Source organism: Affinibrenneria salicis, assembly GCF_008710095.1.
Map to the genome: position 1 here is coordinate 44,691 of NZ_VYKJ01000005.1, position 22,484 is coordinate 67,174.

General features: G+C 59.2%; 19 protein-coding genes and 2 tRNA genes. 11 read left to right on the top strand and 10 right to left on the bottom strand.

Going from position 1 to position 22,484, the window contains the following annotated elements; all coding sequences use genetic code 11:
• Positions 1 to 152: 152 nt before the first annotated feature.
• Entirely contained in the window at positions 153 to 308 is a 156-nt protein-coding gene (locus FJU30_RS11295) for an AcrZ family multidrug efflux pump-associated protein (protein ID WP_150435077.1), read from the bottom strand.
• Between the two features lie 521 nt (positions 309 to 829).
• Between FJU30_RS11295 and modE the strand changes: the two genes are divergently transcribed.
• The 10 genes from modE to gpmA all read left to right on the top strand — a co-directional run bounded on the left by modE (position 830) and on the right by gpmA (position 13,495).
• Positions 830 to 1,621, top strand: coding sequence for a molybdenum-dependent transcriptional regulator (gene modE, locus FJU30_RS11300; protein ID WP_150435078.1), 792 nt, complete (start codon positions 830 to 832; stop codon positions 1,619 to 1,621).
• A gap of 116 nt (positions 1,622 to 1,737) precedes the next feature.
• The gene (gene modF / locus FJU30_RS11305) at positions 1,738 to 3,228 is read left to right on the top strand and encodes a molybdate ABC transporter ATP-binding protein ModF (protein WP_150435079.1); all 1,491 of its coding nucleotides are present in this window, start codon (positions 1,738 to 1,740) and stop codon (positions 3,226 to 3,228) included.
• 254 nt (positions 3,229 to 3,482) lie between these two features.
• On the top strand, positions 3,483 to 4,499 hold the full coding sequence (gene galE / locus FJU30_RS11310; RefSeq protein WP_150435080.1) for a UDP-glucose 4-epimerase GalE: 1,017 nt from the start codon (positions 3,483 to 3,485) through the stop codon (positions 4,497 to 4,499).
• Positions 4,500 to 4,708: 209 nt separating this feature from the next.
• On the top strand, positions 4,709 to 5,755 hold the full coding sequence (galM, locus tag FJU30_RS11315; protein ID WP_150435081.1) for a galactose-1-epimerase: 1,047 nt from the start codon (positions 4,709 to 4,711) through the stop codon (positions 5,753 to 5,755).
• A gap of 101 nt (positions 5,756 to 5,856) precedes the next feature.
• Positions 5,857 to 6,291, top strand: a complete 435-nt coding sequence (locus tag FJU30_RS11320) for a hypothetical protein (protein WP_150435082.1) — start codon at positions 5,857 to 5,859, stop codon at positions 6,289 to 6,291.
• 84 nt (positions 6,292 to 6,375) lie between these two features.
• On the top strand, positions 6,376 to 6,705 hold the full coding sequence (locus tag FJU30_RS11325) for a copper-binding protein (RefSeq protein ID WP_150435083.1): 330 nt from the start codon (positions 6,376 to 6,378) through the stop codon (positions 6,703 to 6,705).
• A 12-nt stretch (positions 6,706 to 6,717) separates the two neighbouring features.
• Complete coding sequence (locus FJU30_RS11330) at positions 6,718 to 7,983, top strand: TolC family protein (protein ID WP_150435084.1); 1,266 nt, start codon at positions 6,718 to 6,720, stop codon at positions 7,981 to 7,983.
• Positions 7,980 to 9,461, top strand: coding sequence for an efflux RND transporter periplasmic adaptor subunit (locus tag FJU30_RS11335; protein ID WP_150435085.1), 1,482 nt, complete (start codon positions 7,980 to 7,982; stop codon positions 9,459 to 9,461). The genes FJU30_RS11330 and FJU30_RS11335 overlap by 4 nt, the downstream gene beginning before the upstream one ends.
• Entirely contained in the window at positions 9,461 to 12,598 is a 3,138-nt protein-coding gene (locus FJU30_RS11340) for an efflux RND transporter permease subunit (protein ID WP_150435086.1), read from the top strand. Before FJU30_RS11335 ends, FJU30_RS11340 begins: the two co-directional genes overlap by 1 nt.
• 144 nt (positions 12,599 to 12,742) lie before the next feature.
• Entirely contained in the window at positions 12,743 to 13,495 is a 753-nt protein-coding gene (gpmA, locus tag FJU30_RS11345) for a 2,3-diphosphoglycerate-dependent phosphoglycerate mutase (protein WP_150435087.1), read from the top strand.
• Between the two features lie 193 nt (positions 13,496 to 13,688).
• On the opposite strand, the gene aroG is transcribed toward gpmA, so the two are convergent.
• Positions 13,689 to 14,744: a 3-deoxy-7-phosphoheptulonate synthase AroG gene (aroG, locus tag FJU30_RS11350; protein ID WP_150435333.1), complete on the bottom strand. Its 1,056-nt coding sequence runs from the start codon at positions 14,742 to 14,744 to the stop codon at positions 13,689 to 13,691.
• A 424-nt stretch (positions 14,745 to 15,168) separates the two neighbouring features.
• On the opposite strand from aroG, the gene zitB reads away from it, so the two are divergent.
• Positions 15,169 to 16,107, top strand: a complete 939-nt coding sequence (gene zitB, locus FJU30_RS11355) for a CDF family zinc transporter ZitB (protein ID WP_150435088.1) — start codon at positions 15,169 to 15,171, stop codon at positions 16,105 to 16,107.
• A gap of 12 nt (positions 16,108 to 16,119) precedes the next feature.
• On the opposite strand, the gene pnuC is transcribed toward zitB, so the two are convergent.
• The 8 genes from pnuC to tolB form a co-directional block, all read right to left on the bottom strand.
• Entirely contained in the window at positions 16,120 to 16,845 is a 726-nt protein-coding gene (gene pnuC / locus FJU30_RS11360) for a nicotinamide riboside transporter PnuC (protein ID WP_150435089.1), read from the bottom strand.
• 70 nt (positions 16,846 to 16,915) lie between these two features.
• Positions 16,916 to 17,977, bottom strand: a complete 1,062-nt coding sequence (nadA, locus tag FJU30_RS11365; RefSeq protein WP_150435090.1) for a quinolinate synthase NadA — start codon at positions 17,975 to 17,977, stop codon at positions 16,916 to 16,918.
• Positions 17,978 to 18,273: 296 nt separating this feature from the next.
• Positions 18,274 to 18,990 carry a DUF554 domain-containing protein gene (locus tag FJU30_RS11370; protein ID WP_150435091.1) on the bottom strand — a complete coding sequence of 239 codons (717 nt, stop codon included), beginning with the start codon at positions 18,988 to 18,990 and terminating at the stop codon, positions 18,274 to 18,276.
• A gap of 495 nt (positions 18,991 to 19,485) precedes the next feature.
• Positions 19,486 to 19,561 (bottom strand) — tRNA-Lys (locus tag FJU30_RS11375).
• Positions 19,562 to 19,593: 32 nt separating this feature from the next.
• Positions 19,594 to 19,669: transfer RNA gene (locus FJU30_RS11380), tRNA-Lys, on the bottom strand.
• A 172-nt stretch (positions 19,670 to 19,841) separates the two neighbouring features.
• A complete protein-coding gene (gene cpoB / locus FJU30_RS11385) occupies positions 19,842 to 20,618 on the bottom strand; it encodes a cell division protein CpoB (protein WP_150435092.1) in 777 nt (258 codons plus the stop codon).
• A 9-nt stretch (positions 20,619 to 20,627) separates the two neighbouring features.
• The gene (gene pal, locus FJU30_RS11390) at positions 20,628 to 21,134 is read right to left on the bottom strand and encodes a peptidoglycan-associated lipoprotein Pal (protein WP_150435334.1); all 507 of its coding nucleotides are present in this window, start codon (positions 21,132 to 21,134) and stop codon (positions 20,628 to 20,630) included.
• Between the two features lie 41 nt (positions 21,135 to 21,175).
• Positions 21,176 to 22,468, bottom strand: a complete 1,293-nt coding sequence (gene tolB / locus FJU30_RS11395) for a Tol-Pal system beta propeller repeat protein TolB (protein ID WP_150435093.1) — start codon at positions 22,466 to 22,468, stop codon at positions 21,176 to 21,178.
• Positions 22,469 to 22,484 lie beyond the last annotated feature (16 nt).

The window sequence follows — 22,484 nt, forward strand, 5'->3', positions numbered from 1 at the left end:
CTAATGGCACAAACATTACAGGGAAAAAAACGCAAATAACAACGCGCGGGCAGGCGGCGCAGCGGGAAAATTCGGCGGCCGGGGCGACCTGAAAATCAGCGCGACGGCGCGGGAGGACAAAGCACCCGGCAAAGTACCGGGTTTAGCAAAAATCAGCGTTGATTGTGACTGACGTCTTTTTGCGTATGGCCGATTTTAGAGATGACGTTAAACACCTCACCCAGACCGTAGATGGCGCCCAGGATGATCGCCATCATCACCGGCACCATGGCAATCGCAAATAACAGACTTTTTAACAATTCAAGCATGCCCGCCTCACTTAGCGCAATAAATAACTGTCATCATCAACAGCCGCAATTAATTGTATACCCTTCATACTTCAAGCCGCAGGTGCGTGGGCCTTGTTGCTCGCCCCATGCCAGGGTGGCTATAAAACTACCATATCCCCGCCGCATTTCAAACCGCGACGGCGGCGGCAGGCAAACGGGAAAGCCGACCCCACCATCAATTGAAGCCGCCCGGGAACGACGCCCGCACATCTTACCGCAGCCGATAAAAAGAGAGCGGCTATTTGTGCGATTTGCCGGGGGATAAGAAAATAGCGACAATATAAGGCATACCAATACATTTCAGGATACAGCCTGGCGACAACCTGAAAGACGGCGGGTATATTGGCGTATCTTAACCGGCTGTCTTGATCCCGTTAACGGCCGCGTTATCGCACACAGACGGAACTCTGCGGTATAACGGTCGGCGGAAAATCTTGTCAATATCGCACGTTGTCAGCGGTCTGCATCATTACTTATCAGAACATCGCGGATATCCAACCATGCAAGCAGAAATCCTTCTTACCCTGAAACTTCAACAGCGTCTATTTGCCGATCCACGTCGTATCTCCCTGTTAAAACAAATTAGTCATACCGGTTCGATCAGCCAGGGCGCCAGACTGGCCGGCATCAGCTATAAAAGCGCCTGGGATGCGATTAACGAAATGAACCAACTGGCGGAAAACACGCTGGTCTCGCGCAGCACCGGCGGCAAAGGCGGCGGCGGCGCGCAGCTCACCCGCTATGGCGAACGCCTGATTCAACTCTACGATCTACTGGCTCAGATCCAGCAAAAAGCCTTTGATGTACTGCAGCAGGACAATCTGCCGCTCGATAGCCTGCTGGCCGCCATCGCCCGTTTCTCTCTGCAAACCAGCGCGCGCAATCAGTTTTTCGGCACCGTGGTGGCGCGCTCGCAGCAGACGGTACAGCAACATCTGCAGGTATTGCTGGTCGACGGCAAAACGCGCCTGACCATCGCGCTCACTCAGCAGAGCGCCGAACGCCTGCAGCTGCAGGCCGGCAAAGAGGTGCTGGTGCTGATTAAGGCGCCGTGGGTGGAGCTGCGTTCCGCCGCCGCCCCCCAGCCGCAGGCCGACAATATCCTGAACGGCCGCATCAGCAGCATCCAACAGGGCGCGGAGAACAGCGAAGTGCTGATCGCCCTGCCCGGCGGAGAAACGTTATGCGCCACGGTCGCGAATCAGACGGTGGCGCAGCAACAATTACAGTTGGATCAGGAGGTCAACGCCTTCTTTAATGCCGACCAGGCGATTATCGCCACGCTGTGCTAATCGTCCGCTGCGCGGCGTAATCGGCCAGCCGCCTGAAAAATGACGGGATTGACAAGCCGGGCGGATAGCATTACCCCTGGGGACTGGTCAATGTTAAGAACAAAAAGGGATAAAAAATGTCTGTGTTGCACATTTCACAGGGAGTATGCCGGCTGAATGACGTTCGCATGCTGAAACTGGATAACCTGCGGCTGGAAAGTCGCCAGGCGTGGGCCTTTGTCGGCACGAACGGCAGCGGCAAATCCTCTCTGGCGCGCGCCCTGTCGGGCGAGCTGCCGTTGCGCAGCGGGGAACGCACCTGTCGCTTCGGCCGTATCGCCCGCCTGTCGTTTGAACAGCTGCAGCAACTGGTCACGGAGGAGTGGCGGCGTAATAACACCGATATGCTCAGCGCCGGCGAAGACGACACCGGCCGCACCGCCGCCCAGGTGATTCAGGATGAGGTCAACGACGCGTCGCGCTGTCAGCACCTGGCGCAACAATTTGGCATTGCCCACCTGTTGAACCGCCGCTTTAAATACCTTTCGACCGGCGAAACCCGTAAAACGCTGCTGTGTCAGGCGCTGATGGCGCAGCCCGATCTGCTTATTCTGGATGAGCCATTCGACGGGCTGGACGTCGACTCCCGCGCTCAGCTGGCCGCGATGCTGGCCGAACTGGCGGAACAGGGCTATACGCTGGCGTTGATCTTAAACCGCTTTGACGATATCCCCGACTTCGTTAACCACGTGGGGGTGCTGGCCGACTGCACGCTGAGCCGTATCGGCACGCGCAGTGAAGTGCTGGCGGAAGCGCTGGTCGCGCAGTTGGCGCACAGCGAACGGCTGGCGCAAATGCAGTTGCCGGAAGCGGAAGATCCGCGCCGGGACGCCGCGCTGCCCGACGATCTGGCGCGGGTCCAGTTGCGCAACGGCATCGTCAGCTATAATGATCGCCCGGTGCTGCACGGTCTGAACTGGGAGGTGCTGCCGGGGCAACACTGGCAGATCGTCGGCCCGAACGGCGCCGGCAAATCAACGCTGCTGAGCCTGATTACCGGCGATCATCCGCAGGGCTACAGTAACGATCTGACGCTGTTCGGCCGCCGGCGCGGCAGCGGCGAAACCATCTGGGATATCAAACGGCATATCGGCTACGTCAGCAGCAGCCTGCACCTGGATTACCGGGTCAGCGCCAGTGCGCGCAACGTTCTGTTGTCCGGCTTCTTTGATTCCATCGGCGTATACCAGACGCCGTCCGATCGCCAGCTGCAGTTGACCGACCAGTGGCTGGCGCTGCTTGGGCTGAACGGCAGCGCCGCCGACGCCCCCTTTAAGTCGCTGTCATGGGGTCAGCAACGGCTGGTGCTGATCGCCCGGGCTCTGGTCAAACATCCGGCGCTGCTGATTCTTGATGAGCCGCTGCAGGGGCTTGACCCGCTTAATCGTCAGTTGGTCCGCCGCTGGCTGGATATACTGCCGCGCAAAGGCAAAACCCAGTTGCTGTTCGTTTCGCATCATGCCGAGGATGCGCCCGACTGTATTACCCATCGCCTGACCTTTATTCCGCACGATGACCGCTATCGCTATCAGGTGGACGTGCTTGATGCCGCGCCAGAGCGCGTCTGACGCATCGATGCGCGAAGCCGGCGCGCTTGTTATCAGCGCGCCGGCTGAGAGTTATCCGAATAATAATGAAAACGCTACCACAAAGGTGCGTACCAGCAGCAAAATAAGACTCACACGTGAACAGGTTATTCGACAGACAGGCGCGATCGGTCAGCAATTTTCTGCGAAATTTCGCTGATTTTTCCAAGCATGATCACCTTTTCAGCCGAATTCTCATGCTATTTTTTACGGATAGATGCTAACAGGAGTCAAAAATGAAAGTTCTGGTTACAGGTGGAAGCGGTTACATAGGCAGTCATACCTGCGTGCAGCTGCTGGAAGCCGGATATCAGCCGGTAATTCTGGATAATTTGTGCAACAGCAAAGCCAGCGTGGTTGATACCATTACCCGACTGACCGGCAAGACACCCGATTTCTATCAGGGCGATATCCGCGATCGCCAACTGCTGGCCACGATTTTCAGTCAGCACGATATTCATGCCGTGATCCATTTTGCCGGACTAAAAGCGGTGGGCGAATCGGTGCAGAAACCCGTTGAGTATTATGAAAATAATGTCTACGGCACCCTGACGCTGGTCGACGCCATGCGCGCGGCCGGCGTGAAGAATCTGATATTCAGTTCATCCGCCACCGTGTATGGCGACCAGCCGAAAATCCCTTATCGCGAAGACTTTCCGACCGGTCAGCCGGCCAGTCCGTACGGCCGCAGCAAACTGATGGTGGAGCAGATCCTGCAGGATGTTCAGCGCGCCGACGCCGGCTGGAGCATTACGCTGCTGCGCTACTTCAACCCGGTTGGCGCTCATCCGTCGGGCGAAATGGGCGAAGATCCGCAGGGTATCCCCAACAACCTGATGCCGTATATTGCCCAGGTCGCGGTCGGACGCCGGGAATCGCTGGCGATTTTTGGCAATGATTACCCGACGGAGGACGGCACCGGCGTGCGCGATTACATCCACGTCGTCGATCTGGCCGACGGCCACATCGCCGCGATGAAAGCGCTGCATAACCGACCCGGCGTACATATCTACAACCTGGGCGCCGGCATCGGCTACAGCGTGCTGCAGGTGGTGGATTCCTTCAGCCGCGCCTGCGGCAAAGCGCTGCCCTGGCACTTCGCGCCGCGCCGCGAAGGGGATTTGCCGGCCTATTGGGCCGACGCCAGCAAGGCCGACCATGACCTGAACTGGCGCGTTACCCGTTCGCTGGACGCTATGGCGGCCGATACCTGGCGCTGGCAGTCAAGGCACCCGAACGGTTACCCGGATTAAGCCGCATTGATTCCGGCCGGACCTGAATTCAGGCGCCGTTGCCCATGCCGGCCGAACCGTTCGCCTGAACGGTTCGGCGCAATATACGCCGCCGTTTCGCCGCCGATGTACTGGCGACGGGCCGGATTTTTCCGGGCCTGCGCGACAATCCGCCCAATGACGGATCTCCTCGCCCCGCGCGCCGGGGTTGTCTTATCAGGAACAGGGTTATGCTGAACAAACAAGCAAGTGAACGGGCGCCCGACGGCCAGCCCTTTCAACTCATCAGCCTGCGAAACGACGCCGGCATGCAGATAATGCTGATGGACTGGGGCGCCACCTGGCTCTCTTGTCAGTTGCCGCTGGCGGGCGGGGAGATGCGCGAAGTGCTGCTGGGCTGCGCAACGCCGGCGGATTATCCGCGCCAGAATGCCTATATCGGCGCCTCGGTGGGCCGTTACGCCAACCGTATCGCCCACGCGGTTCTGCGCCACCGCGACCAGACTTTCAGGCTGGCGGCCAACTCCGGCGCACATCAGTTGCACGGCGGGCCCGAGGGGTTTAACGCCAGGCGCTGGAATATCGTCGCCGGCGACAGCCGCGAAGTCACGCTGCAGTTGCACTCGCCGGATGGCGATCAGGGCTTCCCTGGCGCGCTGACGGCCCAGGTACGCTACCGGCTGACCGAGCAAAACGGTCTGGAGATCGAATATCTGGCCGGGGTGGACAAACCCTGCCCGGTTTGCCTGACTAATCACGCCTATTTCAATCTCGACGGCCAGCCTGGCGACGCGCGTCATCACCGGCTTCAGCTGTTTGCCGATCGCTATCTGCCGGTAGACGGCGAAGGTATTCCATGCGCGGATCCGCAACCGGTCGCCGACGGCGGAATGGATTTCCGTCAGCCCAAAACGCTGCTGCGCGACTTTCTGCAGGACGACGACCAGCGCCGCACCGGCGGTTACGATCACGCCTATTTATTGCAGCCGGGCTGCGCCGACGGCGAAAATCCGGCGGCGCGGCTGTGGTCCGCCGATGAACGGGTGCAAATGACGGTCTATACCAGCGCGCCGGCGCTGCAGCTTTACAGCGGCAATTTTCTGGCCGGCGCGCCGTCGCGTCAGGGCGGCCAATACCCGAACTATGCGGGGATCGCGCTGGAAAGCGAATTCCTGCCCGACAGCCCCGCGCATCCGGAATGGCCGCAGCCCGACTGCTGGCTGCAGCCCGGCCGACAATACCGTTCGCTGACCGTCTATCAATTTTTGGCTCGCTAAGCGCCGGACCGCACGCAGCTTTACAAAACTGTGCGATTTCCCGCTTGCCCGACGGGCGGCGGGACCGGTACACTTTTTGCAACCTTGTGTAAGGATGCGCCATGCCGCCACTCTCGTCATTTCAGCCACTGACCTATCGTCTGCGCAGCCATAAGCGCAGATGGGCATGGCTGTTGACGTTATGCTGGTTGTTCGTTAACGCGCAGCTGGCCGTCGCCGGGCATCAGTGCGATTTTCCGCTGGCCAACGCCCCGACGGCCATGCAGCACCAGGCCCATCTGCATCGGCAGGCCGCTCAAAACCACGACGCCCATATGGATGCGTCCGCCCACGCCACATCGCTGTGCGAAAAGCACTGCGTACCGGATAATCTCCAGCCCGATAACGCCTCGCTGGCCTTACTGGCCCTGCCGGTCGACTACCAGCTGGCGCCGGTCGCGCCGTCGCAGAGCGCCGCGGCGCAGGATAGCGCCTGGCTTACCCCGCCCTCCGCCGGCCCGCCGGCCGAAATACGTTTCTGCCGTTTCAGAGAATAGCTCCGGACAAGAAATAACCCGAACGCCCGCCGCGCCGTTTCCGGCGCGGCACGTGTCTGTTATTGATTGTTTACGGAGTTTTTTATGCGCATCATCGCCTTACTGGCTGCCTTCGGCAGCCTGTCGTTGACGACCCCGCTGTGGGCCGCCGCCCATCAGCATCATGAAGAAATAACCCGCCAGCAGCCGGCCGCCAGTTGGTCGATGCACGGCGTAATTAAGCAATGGGCGGCCGACAGCGTCACCCTTGCTCATGCCCCGCTGCCCGCGCTCAACTGGCCGGCCATGACCATGGCCTTCCGGCTGCCCGAGTCGCCCGTTTTCACCCCGCTGGCGGAGGGAACGGCGGTCAACTTCCGTTTTAGCCAAAGCGAGAACGGCTACACGCTGCTCAGCATCGCCCCACAACGCTAAACGGAGAGGCTCATGAAGCGATACACGCACCGGGCAGTCGGTCTGTGGCCGGCGATCCTGCTATCGTGCTGGACGTCGTTCAGCGCTGCGGGCGCCGATCTGGCGCTGCCCCAAGCGCTACAGGCGGCGGTGGGTTATTCCGCCGACCTGTCGGCGAACCAGCATCAAATTAACGCGTTGCAAAACATGGCCGACTCGGCCGCTCAGTTGCCCGATCCCCAACTGCGCTTCGGGGTGGAAAACGTTCCGCTGGGCGGCGGCAACGCCCGCCGGCTGACGCGCGAAGGCATGACCATGCAGCGCATCGGCATTATGCAAACCTGGGTCAGCGGCGATAAGCGCGAAAAAAAGGCGCAAACGCTGCGAGCGGAGGCGGACAGCCTATACAGCAATAGCGACGGCATCGTCGCCCGTATTCAGCGCGACACCGCCCAGGCATGGCTAAATCTGGCCTTTTCCCAACGCGTACTGCAGGACGCTGAGGCGCTGGTACAGGAGAGCCGGCGGCAGCTCGTTCCGCTGCAGGCCAGTGCCGCGGGCGGCGGCGCGCTCGACGGCGTACTGGACGCCCGGCTGACGCTGGCCGCGATGGAAGACCGTCTGTCCGACGCGCGACGCGATGTACAGGTCGCCCAGGCGCGTATCGCCGAACTGACCGGCATTAACGATGCCGTCGCCGCTGGCGCGCTGCCGCGCTTCGAGCGCCTGCCGGCCGATCCGCAGACGCTCAAACGGCAGTTGCACCAGCACCCGGAAATGCAGCAGGCGCAGCGGGAAGTCAGTCTGGCTCAGGCGCGCGCCGCGCAGTCGTCCGTGGCCGCTATTCCGGATGTCGGCGTTGAAATGTACTACGCCAGACGCGGCGACGAGTATGACGATATGGCCGGCGTCATGATCTCGGTGGATCTGCCGTTATTCACGTCCAGCCGCCAGGACAAAGACCATGCGGCCGACCTGTCGCGCACGCTGGAAGCGCGCGACAGAATCCGGCTTACCGAACGCGAACATCTGGCCCGACTGGACACGCTGCTGGCGCAGTATCAGGCGGCGCAGTCGCGCTGGCGGCGGCAACACCACGAAGTCCTGCCGCTGCGACAGCAACGCGTCACCCTGGCCGTAACGCAGTATCAATCCGGCAACGATACGCTGGCCGACGTGCTGGCCGCCCGGCGCGATCTGCTCGACGCCCGCATCGCCGCCCATGGCGCCGGGCTGGAACTGGCGCAGCTGTGGGCGGCGCTTCGCTATCTGACGCCTGCCCAGGAGTACGTACAATGAACCGAACGCTTACTTTAACGCTGGTCGCGATCGCACTGGCCGCCGGCGTCAGCGCCGGCTATTTCTGGGGGCGCCAGTCGCAAACCGCTGCGCCGCAGCCGCAAACGCCAGGCGAGCGCCGCATACTGTACTGGTATGATCCGATGGTGCCGGATAAACGCTTCGATCAACCGGGAAAATCGCCGTTTATGGATATGGATCTGCTGCCGCGCTATGCCGATGAGTCGGTCGAGGACGACGGCGTCGCCGTCAGCGCCCGCCAGCAGCAAAATCTGGGCGTACAGACCGCTCGCGCCGAAGTCAAAACGCGGCAGACCCAGGTCAGCGGTTACGGCACGGTCACGCTCAACGAACGCAGCCTGCATACGCTGGTCGCGCCGGCCGGCGGCATGGTCGAAAAACTCTATGTCGCCGCCGCGCAGCAGCAGGTCAGGCAGGGGGAAACGCTGGCCGTGATCTGGAATCCCGCCTGGGCCGCCGCACAGCGGGAGTATCTGGCCGTGCGCCAGTTAGGCGATCGCGAACTGACCCTGGCGGCGCGCAGCAGGCTGGCGCTGCTGTTTATGCCGGAAAGCGTTATTCGCCAGGTGGAAACCAGCGCGAAGGCTCAGCCGCGCATGGTCGTCACCTCCCCGTTCACCGGCTATGTCAATAAGCTGGAAGTGCGCGTCGGCGCGCAGCTGGCGCCCGCCCAGCCGCTGCTTGAACTGGCCAGCCTGGACCCGGCCTGGATCGAAGTGGACTACCCGGAATCGCAGGCCGCCGTCCTGACGCCCGGCAGCGCCGTAACGGCCAGCGGCGGCGCCTGGCCCGGCGAGACGTTTCATGGCCGCATCAGTGAAATCCTGCCGCTGCTGGATAGCGCCACCCGCACGCTCAGAGCGCGGGTCGCCGTGGATAATCCGCAGCTGCGGCTAAAACCCGGTATGTACCTTAACCTGCAATTAACCAGCCCGCCGTCGCGCCAGCAGTTGGTTATTCCGCAGCAGGCGTTGCTAATCAGCGGCAATCGCAACCGGGTACTGCTCAGCGACGGCGACGGCCGCTTTACGCCGCGCGAAGTCAGCGCCGGCGCCAGTCAGGATGGCTGGGTGGCGATTCTGGACGGTCTCCAGCCCGGCGATCGGGTCGTCACCTCCGGTCAGTTCCTGATCGACTCGGAGGCCAGCCTGCGCAGTTCTCTCGATCAGTTCGCCGAGCCCGACCGGCCAGCGCCCCCGCCGGCGCCCGACTACGGCGCGGCCGGCGTGATCAAAGCGCTGTCTGACGACGCCGTCACCATTGAACACGGCGCGGTGCCCGAACTGAACTGGGCGCCGATGACCATGGACTTCGTCCTGCCCGCCGACGGTCTGCCGCCGGGCATCTCGCCGGGCAGCCGGGTTGCCTTTCGTTTTCTGCTTGACGACGGCGGCGCCCGGTTAGTCAGCATCGCTCCGCTGACCGACGACGCTCACAGCGCGCATGGAGGCCACTAATGATTGCTTCCGTTATCCGCTGGTCGCTTAACAATCGCCTGCTGGTACTGCTGGCCGCCCTCTTTATGGCGGTCTGGGGCATCTGGTCGCTGCAAAAAGCCCCGCTGGACGCGCTGCCGGATCTGTCCGACGTGCAGGTTATCGTCCGCGTTAGCTATCCCGGCAAAGCGCCGCAGATCGTGGAGAACCAGGTTACCTGGCCGCTGACCTCCACGATGCTTTCGGTGCCCGGCGCAAAGACCGTACGCGGCTTTTCCATGTTTGGCGACGCCTACATCTATATTCTGTTCGAGGACGATATCGACCCCTACTGGGCCCGCTCGCGCGTGCTGGAGTACCTGAGCCAGGTGCAGTCGAGCCTGCCCGAAGGCGCGAAAGCATCGCTGGGGCCAGACGCCACCGGCGTTGGCTGGATCTATGAATACGCGCTGGTCGACCGCAGCGGCCGGCATAATCTGGCCGATCTGCGCGCGCTGCAGGACTGGCTGCTGCGCTATGAGCTGAAAACGGTGCCCAACGTGGCCGAAGTCGCCAGCGTGGGCGGCATGGTGCGTCAGTATCAAATCGTGCTGGATCCGCAGCGTATGCGGGTGCAAAACGTCACCCATCAGCAGGTCATCAGCGCCGTACAGGACGCCAATCAGGAGGGAGGCGGTTCGGTGCTGGAGCTGGGAGAGACCGAATATATGGTGCGCACCGCCGGTTATCTGAAAAACCGTGAGGATTTCAACCATATCGTGATTGACACCCGCAACGGCGTGCCGCTGCTGCTGCAGGACATCGCGACCCTGCGCGAAGGGCCGGAGATGCGGCGCGGCATCGCGGAGCTGAACGGCGAGGGCGAGGTTGCCGGCGGCATCGTGATCCTGCGCTACGGCAAGAACGCGCTGGAAACGCTGCACGGAGTGAAAGCGCGCCTGCAGGAAATCCAGCGCAGCTTGCCGGACGGGGTGGAGATCGTCACCACGTACGATCGCTCCCGCCTGATCGAGCAGGCGATAGAAACGCTCAGCCACAAACTGATCGAAGAGTTTATTATCGTCGCCCTGATCTGCACCCTGTTCCTGTTCCATTTCCGCTCGGCGCTGGTCGCCATCATCAGCCTGCCGCTGGGGATCCTCGGAGCGTTTATCGTGATGCACTATCAGGGCGTGAACGCCAATATTATGTCGCTGGGCGGCATCGCGATTGCCATTGGCGCGATGGTGGACGCCGCCATCGTGATGATTGAAAACATGCACAAGGTGCTGGAACAGTGGCGCCATCGTCATCCGGGAGAAAAGCCGAATGAAAAAATCTGGTGGAAACTGGCCGAACGAGCCGCTACCGAGGTCGGCCCCGCTCTGTTCTGCAGCCTGCTGATCATCACGCTATCGTTTATTCCGGTCTTTGCGCTGCAGGCGCAGGAAGGACGCATGTTTTCGCCGCTGGCGTTCACCAAAACCTATGCGATGGCGGTGGCGGCCGGTCTGGGCATCACGCTGGTGCCTGTGCTGATGGGTTATTTCGTACGCGGCGACATTCCTGATGAGCGGGCCAATCCGCTTAACCGCTGGCTAATCGCGCTTTATCGACCGATTCTGGATAAGGCGTTGCGTTTTCCGCGCGCCACGCTGGCGATCGCCGTGGCCCTGCTGCTGCTGACGCTGTTGCCGCTCAGCCGGCTCGGCAGCGAATTTATGCCGCCGCTGGACGAGGGCGATCTGTTGTATATGCCGTCGACGCTGCCGGGCATTTCCGCGCGCGAGGCGGGGCGCCTGCTGCAGCAGACCGATCGGCTGATTAAAACCGTGCCGGAGGTCGACTCGGTGTTCGGCAAGGCGGGACGGGCGGAAACCGCCACCGACCCGGCGCCGCTGACCATGCTGGAGAGCACGATCCGCCTGAAACCGCGCGACCAATGGCGGCCGGGCATGACTATGGATAAACTCATCGCCGAGCTGGACAGCCGGGTTAATCTGCCCGGCATCGCCAACGTCTGGGTGCCGCCGATCCGCAACCGGCTGGATATGCTGGCCACCGGCATCAAAAGCCCGATCGGCATCAAGGTCAACGGCAGCCGGCTGGAGGATATTGAACCGGTCGCCGCGCAGATCGAGCAAATCGTCAAAACGGTGCCCGGCGTCACCTCCGCGCTGGCCGAACGGCTGACCGGCGGCCGCTACATCGATATCAATATCGATCGTCTGCGCGCCGCGCGCTACGGCGTATCGGTACAGGAACTGCAGTCGCTGGTCGCCACGCTGGTGGGCGGCCAGAATATCGGCGAAACCCTTGAGGGACGGCAGCGTTACCCAATCAACCTCCGCTACCCGCGCGAAATACGCGACTCGCTGGATAAATTGCGCCAGCTGCCGGTGCTGACCAGCAGCGGCGCGCGGATAACGCTGGCCGATCTGGCCGATATTCGCGTCAGCGAAGGACCGCCGATGCTGAAAAGCGAAAACGGCCGGCTGTCCGACTGGATTTATGTCGACCTGCGCGGGCGCGATCTGCAGTCCGCCGTACGCCAGATGCAGCAGGCGGTCGCACAGCAGGTCCGGCTGCCGCAAGGCGTCTCGCTCAGTTGGTCGGGACAGTTTGAGTATCTTGAGCGGGCCAGCGCCAGAATGAAGATCGTTATCCCTTTTACCCTGCTGATCATCTTTGTTCTGTTGTTCGTCACCTTCAGTCGGGTGAAGGACGCGCTGCTGATCATGGGCACTCTGCCCCTTGCATTGCCCGGCGGAGTCTGGCTACTGTATATGCTCGATTATCATTTATCGGTGGCGGGCGCGGTCGGTTTTATCGCGCTGGCCGGGGTGGCGGCGGAATTCGGCGTGGTGATGCTGCTCTATCTTAATCACGCCGTAGAGAAACACAGCCCGAACGGGCAACCGATCGCGCTGCCGCAGTTGCTGGCGGCGATTCGCGAGGGCGCCGTACTGCGCGTGCGCCCCAAAGCGATGACCGTCGCCACCATCATGGCCGGGCTGCTGCCCATCATGTGGGGCGACGACACCGGTTCCGAGGTGATGCGGCGCATCGCCGCGCCGATGATTGGCGGAATGGTCAGCGCGCCGCTGCTGTCCATGCTGGTGATCCCGGCGCTGTATTTGCTGCTGCACCGGCCCGCGAAAAGCGAAAAAACGCTCTGAACGGGCGCGCCGCCCGGCGGCGACGGGGGGATGAATGAGCGATAAATCCAGCAACCGAAACACTATCGATTGCCGTTGATGCCCCCGGAGCCATATAATACGCGCAGTTATCACAGAAATCTTAGTATATGAAGGAGTTAAGCTATGGCTGTAACTAAGCTGGTTCTGGTAAGACACGGTGAAAGTCAGTGGAACAACGAAAACCGCTTCACCGGCTGGTACGATGTCGATCTGTCCGATAAAGGACGTACCGAAGCTAAACAAGCGGGTAAACTGCTGAAAGAAGAAGGTTTTGCCTTTGACTTCGCCTACACCTCCGTGCTGAAACGTGCCATCCACACGCTGTGGAACGTTCTGGACGAGCTGGATCAGGCCTGGCTGCCGGTTGAAAAATGCTGGAAACTGAACGAACGTCACTACGGCGCGCTGCAGGGTCTGAACAAAGCCGAAACCGCAGAAAAATATGGCGATGACCAGGTTAAACAGTGGCGTCGTGGTTTTGCTGTAACTCCGCCGGAACTGACTCGTGATGACGAACGTTTCCCGGGCCACGACCCGCGCTATGCTTCTCTGAGCGACAAAGAACTGCCGCTGACGGAAAGCCTGGCGCTGACGATCGAACGCGTTGTGCCGTTCTGGAACGACACCATTCTGCCGCGCATTAAAAGCGGTGAACGCGTACTGATCGCCGCACACGGCAACTCCCTGCGCGCGCTGGTTAAATACCTGGACAACCTGAGCGAAGACGAAATCCTCGAACTGAACATCCCGACTGGCGTACCGCTGGTTTATGAGTTCGATGAAAACTTCAAACCGATCAAACGCTACTACCTGGGCAACGCCGACGAAATCGCAGCGAAAGCCGCGGCCGTGGCGAATCAGGGCAAAGCCAAGTAATTCATTATTACCGGCTGTAACGTAAAAAACCCGGCTCCGGCCGGGTTTTTTTATCACGCCATCGTGGCGTCACGCGGGGATTAACACGGCGCCGTCCCGGGGAACAGCGCTCATGATAATCAGTCAGCGCGTCTGTTCGCCTGCGCGAGGGATGGCGCGCATCGTACTCGCTGGAACCACTCGCCTATCTGACTTACCGGCCGCGACGCGCCCGAACCGCCGCCGCCAGCTGGCGCAACAGCGTTTCCGTGTCTTCCCAGCCGATACAGGCGTCGGTCACGCTCTGACCGTAAACCAGCGGCTCGCCGCCCTCCAGGTTCTGATTGCCTTCCACCAGGTGACTTTCCACCATCACGCCAATGATCGCCTCTTCGCCCTTCTGAACCTGATCGCTGACATCGGCGCAAACATCCATCTGTTTCTTAAACTGTTTGCTGCTGTTGGCGTGGCTGAAATCGATCATGACCTGCGGCTTCAGACCCGCTTTCTCCAGACCGACTTTCACTTCCTGCACGTGGCGCGCGCTGTAGTTAGGCTCTTTGCCGCCGCGCAGAATGATGTGGCAGTCATTATTGCCGCTGGTGTTAACGATGGCCGAATGACCCCATTTGGTGACGGACAGGAAACAGTGCGGCGCACTGGCGGCGTTAATCGCGTCAATCGCCACCTTTATCGTGCCGTCGGTCCCGTTTTTAAAGCCCACCGGACAGGACAGGCCGGAGGCCAGCTCGCGATGCACCTGCGATTCGGTGGTGCGCGCGCCAATAGCGCCCCAGCTCATTAAATCGGCCAGATATTGCGGCGTGATCATGTCGAGGAACTCGCCGGCGGCCGGCAGCCCGCTGTCGTTGATCTCCAGCAGCAGCCGGCGGGCGATGCGCAGCCCTTCGTTAATCTGGAAGCTGTGATCTAAATGCGGATCGTTGATCAGCCCTTTCCAGCCGACCGTCGTGCGCGGTTTTTCGAAATAGACGCGCATCACCACTTCCAGATCGTCGCTCAGTTCCTCACGCAGCGCCAGCAGACGGCCGGCATATTCTTTAGCCGCTTGCGTATCGTGAATAGAGCAAGGCCCGATAATCACCAGCAGGCGGTCGTCATTGCCGGTCAGGATCTTATGAATCGCACTACGCGCCAGAGAAACCGTCTCGGCCGCACGCTCGGTAGCCGGATACTTTTCCAGTAAGGCGACCGGCGGCAATAATTCCTTAATCTCTTTAATTCTCAAATCATCATTTTGATACATTATTACTATTCCATCGTTCTCAGGACGAATATGCGCACTCCCGTTATCCGAAATGTGCGACACATATAATATAGAGATAAGCAGGAAACTAATATAGAGATAAGCAGGAAACGGGCTATTCCCGTCTTACTGCTGGCCGCGCGGGGCTTTCGTACCGACCCCGCGCACCTTCATGGCCGACGCCAGCGGCGGTCAAATCCGCTCCCGGCGGATTTATCGCTCTGACACATTCTGAAATCCGCCAGGCGCAACAGACTGCTATTATATGTCAGGCAGACTGAGTAATGGCGCTGAATTAATCAGTTTTGCATGATCAAATGCTCCACGCTGTCGATTGCCGCGCAAATTCAGCGCAACGATTCGCGACTGAACGCGATATTTTTTCGCATCGCGCCCGGCAACCGACATTTTTTCTACAGGACAATCTATGGCGCATTCACACAATCACACCGCGTCTGCGGAGCAGGGCAACAGCAACAGTAAACGTCTGCTGGCGGCCTTTATCATCACGGCGGGCTTCATGCTGGCGGAGGTGGCCGGCGGGCTGCTGTCCGGTTCTCTGGCGCTGCTGGCCGATGCCGGCCATATGCTGACCGACGCCGCCGCGCTGTTAGTCGCCCTGCTGGCCGTACGATTTGCGCGACGCAAGCCTAACGCGCGCCATACCTTCGGCTATCTGCGGCTCACCACGCTGGCCGCCTTCGTCAATGCGCTCACCCTATTGGCGATCACCGGATTGATTTTCTGGGAAGCGATTCAGCGCTTCTATCAACCGCAGCCGGTCGCCGGCTGGCCGATGTTGCTGATCGCCATCGCCGGCCTGCTGGCCAATATCCTGGCTTTTTGGCTGCTGCACCACGGCAATGAAGAAAAGAATATCAATGTTCGCGCGGCGACCCTGCACGTATTGGGCGACCTGCTCGGATCGGTGGGCGCGATTATCGCCGCCCTGATTATCCTGTTTAGCGGCTGGACGCCGATCGATCCGATTTTGTCGATCATCGTCTCCGGTCTGATCCTGCGCAGCGCCTGGCGGCTCATCGCCGAAAGTACGCATGAATTACTCGAGGGTTCGCCCGCCCAGGTCGATATCGAAGCGTTGAAAAAGGATCTGCGCCGCAATATCCCCGAGGTGCGCAATATTCACCATGTACATCTGTGGCTGGTGGGGGAGAAACCGCTGATGACGTTACACGCGCAGGTCATCCCACCCAACGATCACGACGCGCTGCTGGAGCGTATTCACCGCTACCTACGCGATCATTACCAAATAGCGCATGCCACCGTGCAAATGGAGTATCAGCGCTGCGATACCGGCCACTGCGAAATTAACCAGACGGCGGCGGCGCATGACCACCGCCACTGATCGGCGTGCGTTTTATTGTGCGGACGAAAGCGGGCGTGAATGGTTCTCGCGCGCGCCTTTCACCCACAACCAGGAGCCGTTGAGCGCAATCAGCGTCAGAATCGCATATTCCAGCGCCATGGCGTAAACGCCCTGCGAAGCGAAAATCACCACGCTGATCACATCAATCACCACCCACAGCAGCCAGTTTTCGACATATTTGCGCGTCATCAAAATCATCGCGACGATCGAAAGCACCATCATCGTTGAGTCCCAGAACGGAAACGCATCCGGACTCAATTGCGGCATCGCCACGTTGATGCCCGCGCCGCCCAGCGCGGAGACGGTAATCGACGTCAGAAATGCGAAAACGCCGTCGATATACACCGTCATCACGGCAATCGCGACAACGCAGATCGCCCCCCAACTCAGCACCCCGGATAACGATAGCCAGCGAATTTTTAACTCGGCCTGGCGATCTTCCGTTTTTCTGCTCCAGGCGTACCAGCCGTATATATTGGCGGCAAAGAAGAAAATCTGCAGCAGCAGGCTGGCATAGAGCTGAATCTGGAAAAAGATCACAGCAAACAGCGTAACGTTGATCAGACCAAAGAAATAATTGCTCGTCTTCTCCAGACTGGCCAGCCAGATACACAGCAGCCCGGCCAGCGTCCCTATCGCTTCAATCCATGACAGATCGTAGCCACCCGCGCCCAGAGGGATATGAACCAGAATATTGCTGGTGCTGAAAAAATCCATGCCGCATCATCCTTATAAAAAAAAGAAATCAGCCCGCCGGAGCGGACCACAGGTTAAATCCACTGAATTATTAAGCGTTTCCCTTAACGCGCAGCTTAAGTTTAGCAGCGAAATCCAGCATCCGGTTCAACGGAACCAGCGCGCCCTGACGCTGCGCCTCGTCCACATAAATCTCGTGCTGCGCGCCGCCCTGCTCCAGCCCGCTGGCAATCGCCTCAAGGCCGTTCATCGCCATCCACGGACAGTGCGCGCAACTGCGGCAGGTCGCCCCCTCGCCGGCCGTCGGCGCCTCCAGCAAAATCTTATCCGGACAGGCCTGCTGCATTTTGTAAAAAATGCCGCGGTCGGTCGCGACAATCAGACGCGAGTGAGGCAGAGTCCGCGCCGCCTGAATCAGCTGACTGGTCGATCCGACCGCATCCGCCATCGCCACCACCGCCTGCGGCGATTCAGGATGAACCAGCACCGCGGCGTCGGGATAGAGCGCTTTCATCTGGCTCAGCGCCTGAGTTTTAAACTCGTCATGGACAATGCAGGCGCCTTGCCAGCACAGCACGTCGGCCCCGGTCTGTTTCTGCACATAGCTGCCCAAATGCCGATCCGGCGCCCAGATGATCTTTTCGCCCTGCTCATCCAGGTATTCGATCAGCTCAACCGCGATGCTCGACGTCACCACCCAGTCGGCCCGCGCCTTCACCGCGGCGGACGTGTTGGCATATACCACAACGATGCGGTCGGGATGACTGTCGCAAAACTCGCTGAACGCCTGCGCCGGGCAGCCCAGATCCAGCGAACATTCCGCGGCCAGCGTCGGCATCAGAACGCGTTTTTCCGGGTTTAAAATCTTTGCGGTTTCGCCCATAAAACGCACGCCGGCCACCAGTAGCGTCGACGCCGGGTGCGTACTGCCAAAACGAGCCATCTCCAGCGAATCCGCCACGCAGCCGCCGGTCTCTTCCGCCAGCGCCTGGATCTCGGGATCGGTATAGTAGTGGGCCACCATCACCGCATCCTGCTGTTTAAGCAGCGTTTTTATACGGTGCCGGTAATACTGTTTCATCTCCGCCGCCAGCGGTTTAGGCCGCGGCGGAAATGGATAAACGGTTGTATTACTATCGAAAAATAGGCTCATACTGGCTTCCACAATACGACAGGAACTCGGTTATTCCCGGTCTGCGGCTACAGCAGACCGATCTTGTTTTTTATGCTAAACAAAATACCGAAAAAAAAGCCTGAAGTCGCCCGTTTTTTACCAGAATTTTACTTTTTTGTTTATTAGATTAAAAAACAGTGTTCTGATGCAGGTTAGCCTGGCGATTTTTGCAGCATTGCTCGCAGGATTTGTGATGTGAAACGGCGGCATAGGGGGAAAATACCGCGCGGGAAGCGCGAAGCGCCCGAAGGGCGCTCGCCGCGACGATGCCGACATCAGCCAAACAGCCGATGCCAGTACAACGAGATCGGGATCACCAGCAGCAGAGACGGTAAAAAGTTTACTACGGCAAACTGTTTGATCTGCGCGATGCGTAGCCCGACCGCCATCATGATAATACCGCCGCAGGCGGCAAAGTCGCCCATGGCGATATCAGTCATAAACGGCATGATCAGTTGCGCGGAGAAAAACAGCAGCGTCTGGACAAAAAACTGCGGCAACGCGATCGACATCACGGCCGCGCCGAGCGTAATAGCAAAAATCAGCGCGGTAAAGATATCCAGCACCGATTTAATAATCAGCAGTTGATAATCCCCGGTCAGGCCTTCGGTCAACGCACCGACCACGCCGGTTCCGCTGGCGCAGAACAGCACAATAAGCGCGGTGAAATTCTGGCTGTAGAGCTCCTGCGACAGCGTGCTCTTCTGTTTCGGCATCAACTGGCTCAGGATATTCTGGATCGCCATGCCCATTAACTGCACGCCCCGTTCCAGACGCAGCAACTCGCCGAGCGTAACGCCCAACACGATGGCCAGCGCGACCGCCGGCAGTTGGTGGACCTTAATCACCATGGTGACGCCCATGGCGATCGATACCATAGCAAAGGCCGGCGGTAAGCCGTCACGTATCCTTTGCGGCACGGCTCGGGCGAGAAGCAACCCCAGTCCGCCGCCGATAAGAATTGCCGCGCCGTTAATAAAAGGACCGATCATAGTTACCCCTGTCGTGTCGCGCCGCCATTCTCTGCGCCGCTGCGCACGCGCGGCACGGACCCTATCAGATCGCGAAGAGAGATGGAAAGCGGCTAATATAGCGCAAAACCGGCCGCTCTGACATGCGTGACGAATCAAGGATGATGAGATAAGACGCGTGCAGAATGCGCCCGACAGACCGCCTGTGCAGGTCAGCGCCGGGCGTTGCCGTCTCGCTTCGCCCGTCTTAAAACTGAGCGCCGCTTTTCTGCCCACGCCACACGTCCGGTATAACGCGATATTAAATTTACCTGGCGTAAAGACACTTCATGCAGGCAATGGTGAGTCGTGCGGGATTATTTGGTCTGCGGCCTCAGCCTTTCAGGGCTAACGCTACGCGTTGTGCGAAACCAACAGGCGGATTTTGTCGAACCTGAGACCCATTGATTAAGAGTCAACGGCTCTGCCAACTGAACGAACAATCGCAGCGTGGAACAACTTAATAAGGAAGGGGAATGGTGGGTCGTGCAGGATTCGAACCTGCGACCAATTGATTAAAAGTCAACTGCTCTACCAACTGAGCTAACGACCCGCAGTGCGGAACAACTTAACAAGTAAGGAAAATGGTGGGTCGTGCAGGATTCGAACCTGCGACCAATTGATTAAAAGTCAACTGCTCTACCAACTGAGCTAACGACCCAAATTTCCTGTTGCCTGAGCATCTTACGACTACCGTGGGCAACGGCGGCATATATTACTGACTTATATTTTCAGTGCAACCGAAATTTATAAAAAACTGTCCGATTGCCTGAACTTCAAACGTTCAGGCACAAAAATCACGCATATCGCGTGTTTTTTGTGCCTGAAAAAACTTATAAACTGGCTAAACGCTTCTGCGCCTGCTTCGCGCTGTCGGTGGCGGGATACTGTTTAACGACCTGCTGATAGACAGCTTTCGCTTTTGCCGCCTGTCCTTTTTCCTGCATGATCACGCCGACTTTAAACAGCGCTTCCGAACTTTTTGGCGACTTAGGGTAGTTTTTAACGACGTTGGCGAAATAATGCGCCGCGTCGTCCTTTCTGCCCTTATTGTAATTCAGTTGCCCCAGCCAGTAATTGGCATTGGGCTGGTAAGTAGAATCCGGATATTTGCCGACAAAACGCTGAAACGCCGCAATCGCCTGATCGTACTCTTTCTTTTCCAGCACCAGCGCGACGGCGGCGTTATAGTCCGAGTTCGCATCCCCGCTGCTGGCGGACGCGGCCGGCGCGGCTGAAGGCGCGGGATCCGCCACGCTATTGCCGGCATCCGACGCTGCGGCCGACGCGGCCGGAGCTGAAGAACTCAGTCCATCAATCTGCTGATAGATCTGCTTTTGCCGCTCCACGACCTGATTCAGCTGATATTGACTTTCCTGAATCTGGCCCCGCAGATTATCAATATCGCGTTGCGTATCGGAAAGCTGCTGCTGAAGTTGGGTTAATAGCTGACTGTGAGCGTTGGAAATACGCTCGATTTGAGTGACCCGATCTTCTATCGAGCCAGAGCCGACATTACTGATTGGCGCCTGGGCAGTAGCGGCCCAGGGGACCGCTACGCCAACCAGTAACGACAGACCCAACAGGTGACGTCTGAAGTTACTGCTCATGCGATTCTCTTAATATACCAGAACGGCACGACGGTTTTTGGCGTAAGCCGCTTCGTCATGACCTAATACGGCAGGTTTTTCTTTACCGTAAGAAACGATAGAGATCTGGTCAGCGGAAACGCCTTTGCCCTGCAGGTACATCTGTACCGCATTGGCGCGACGTTCGCCCAGCGCAATGTTGTATTCCGGCGTACCGCGTTCATCCGCGTGGCCTTCAATGGTCACTTTGTAAGACGGGTTGTTGCGCAGGAACGCAGCGTGCGCGTCCAGCATCTGAGCGAAATCAGAACGGATATCGTACTTGTCTAAACCAAAGTAAACGATATTGTTGCGCTGCAGTTCCTGCATCTGCAGACGAGCCTGCTCAGAGGAAGAAGCATCGCCATTTTCGATACCGCTGGTACCCGCGCCCATAGAAGACTGATCGCTACCGGCATTTTTGTTAGAGCTGCATGCGGCCACTGCCAGTACCGGCAAAGCCAACATCAGGCCTTTCAGCACTTTGTTAAATTGCATGTCGTTATGTCCTTTAAATAGTTTATTGTGCATATTCACAATTACAGATACGGCGACCAGGCAGGAAATTTGACCTGTCCATCAGTTGCCGGAAGACGCGCTTTGAAACGCCCATCTGTCGAGACTAGCTGTAACACGGCTCCCAGCCCTTGCGTTGAGCTGTAAATCACCATGGTGCCATTAGGCGCGATACTTGGCGTTTCGTCCAGAAAAGTGTCCGTTAAAACCTGCACGGACCCTGTTTCCAGATCCTGTTTGGCAATATGCTGAGCGCCACCGCTGCTGCTCACCATCACCAGAAATTTTCCGTCGGCACTGACTTCGGCGTCCTGATTCTGGGCGCCGTCCCAGGTCAGGCGCTGCGGCGTGCCGCCGTTGATGCCGACCTTATAAACCTGCGGACGACCGGCCTGGTCTGAAGTATAAGCAATGGTCTGACTATCCGGGAACCAGGTCGGCTCGGTGTTGTTGCTGCGGCCATCGGTAACCTGGCTGATCTGGCCGGAGGCCAGATCCATAACATAAATATTCAGGCTGCCGCTTTTAGACAGCGCGAAAGCCAGTTTTCTGCCGTCCGGCGAGAAGGCCGGCGCGCCGTTATGGCGCGGGAAAGCGGCGATTTGGCGAGTCGCGCCGGTTGCCAGCGTCTGCACCACCAGCGCGGAACGGCCGCTTTCAAAGGTGACATAGGCCAGTTTGCTGCCATCCGGCGACCAGGCCGGCGACATCAGCGGCTCCGGCGAGCGGTGCACCGGAATCTGGTTGTAGCCGTCATAATCGGCCACGCGCAGCTCGTGCGGGTACTGACCGCCGTTGGTGTTCACGACGTAAGCGATACGGGTACGGAAGGCGCCCTTAATCCCCGTCAGTTTTTCAAAAACTTCATCGCTGGCGGTGTGCGCGGCGTAGCGCAGCCACTGGCGGGTGATCTTGAACTGATTCTGCGCCAGTACGCTCCCCGGGTTGCCCGAGGTATCAACCAACTGATAGGACACCAGATAACTTCCGTCGGCCCCAGGCTGAACCTGACCGACCACGACGGCGTCGATACCCAGCGCGGTCCACGCAGCCGGCGTGACTTCAGAAGCCGTCGTCGGCTGCTGCGGCATGCGGCTGGCGTCAATCGGATTAAATTTACCGCTGTTGCGCAAATCGGCGCCCACGATACCGCCGATATCTTCAGGCGCCGCGCCCGATCCGACCCACTTGAAAGGCACCACGCCGATAGGACGCGCAGAATCCACGCCTTGCGTGATTTCTATCCGCACCTCTGCGTGCAACATTGTTGCCCACAGCATGAATAAACCCAGTGCAACTCGAAATGCCTGCTTCATCTTATCTCCCGTATCC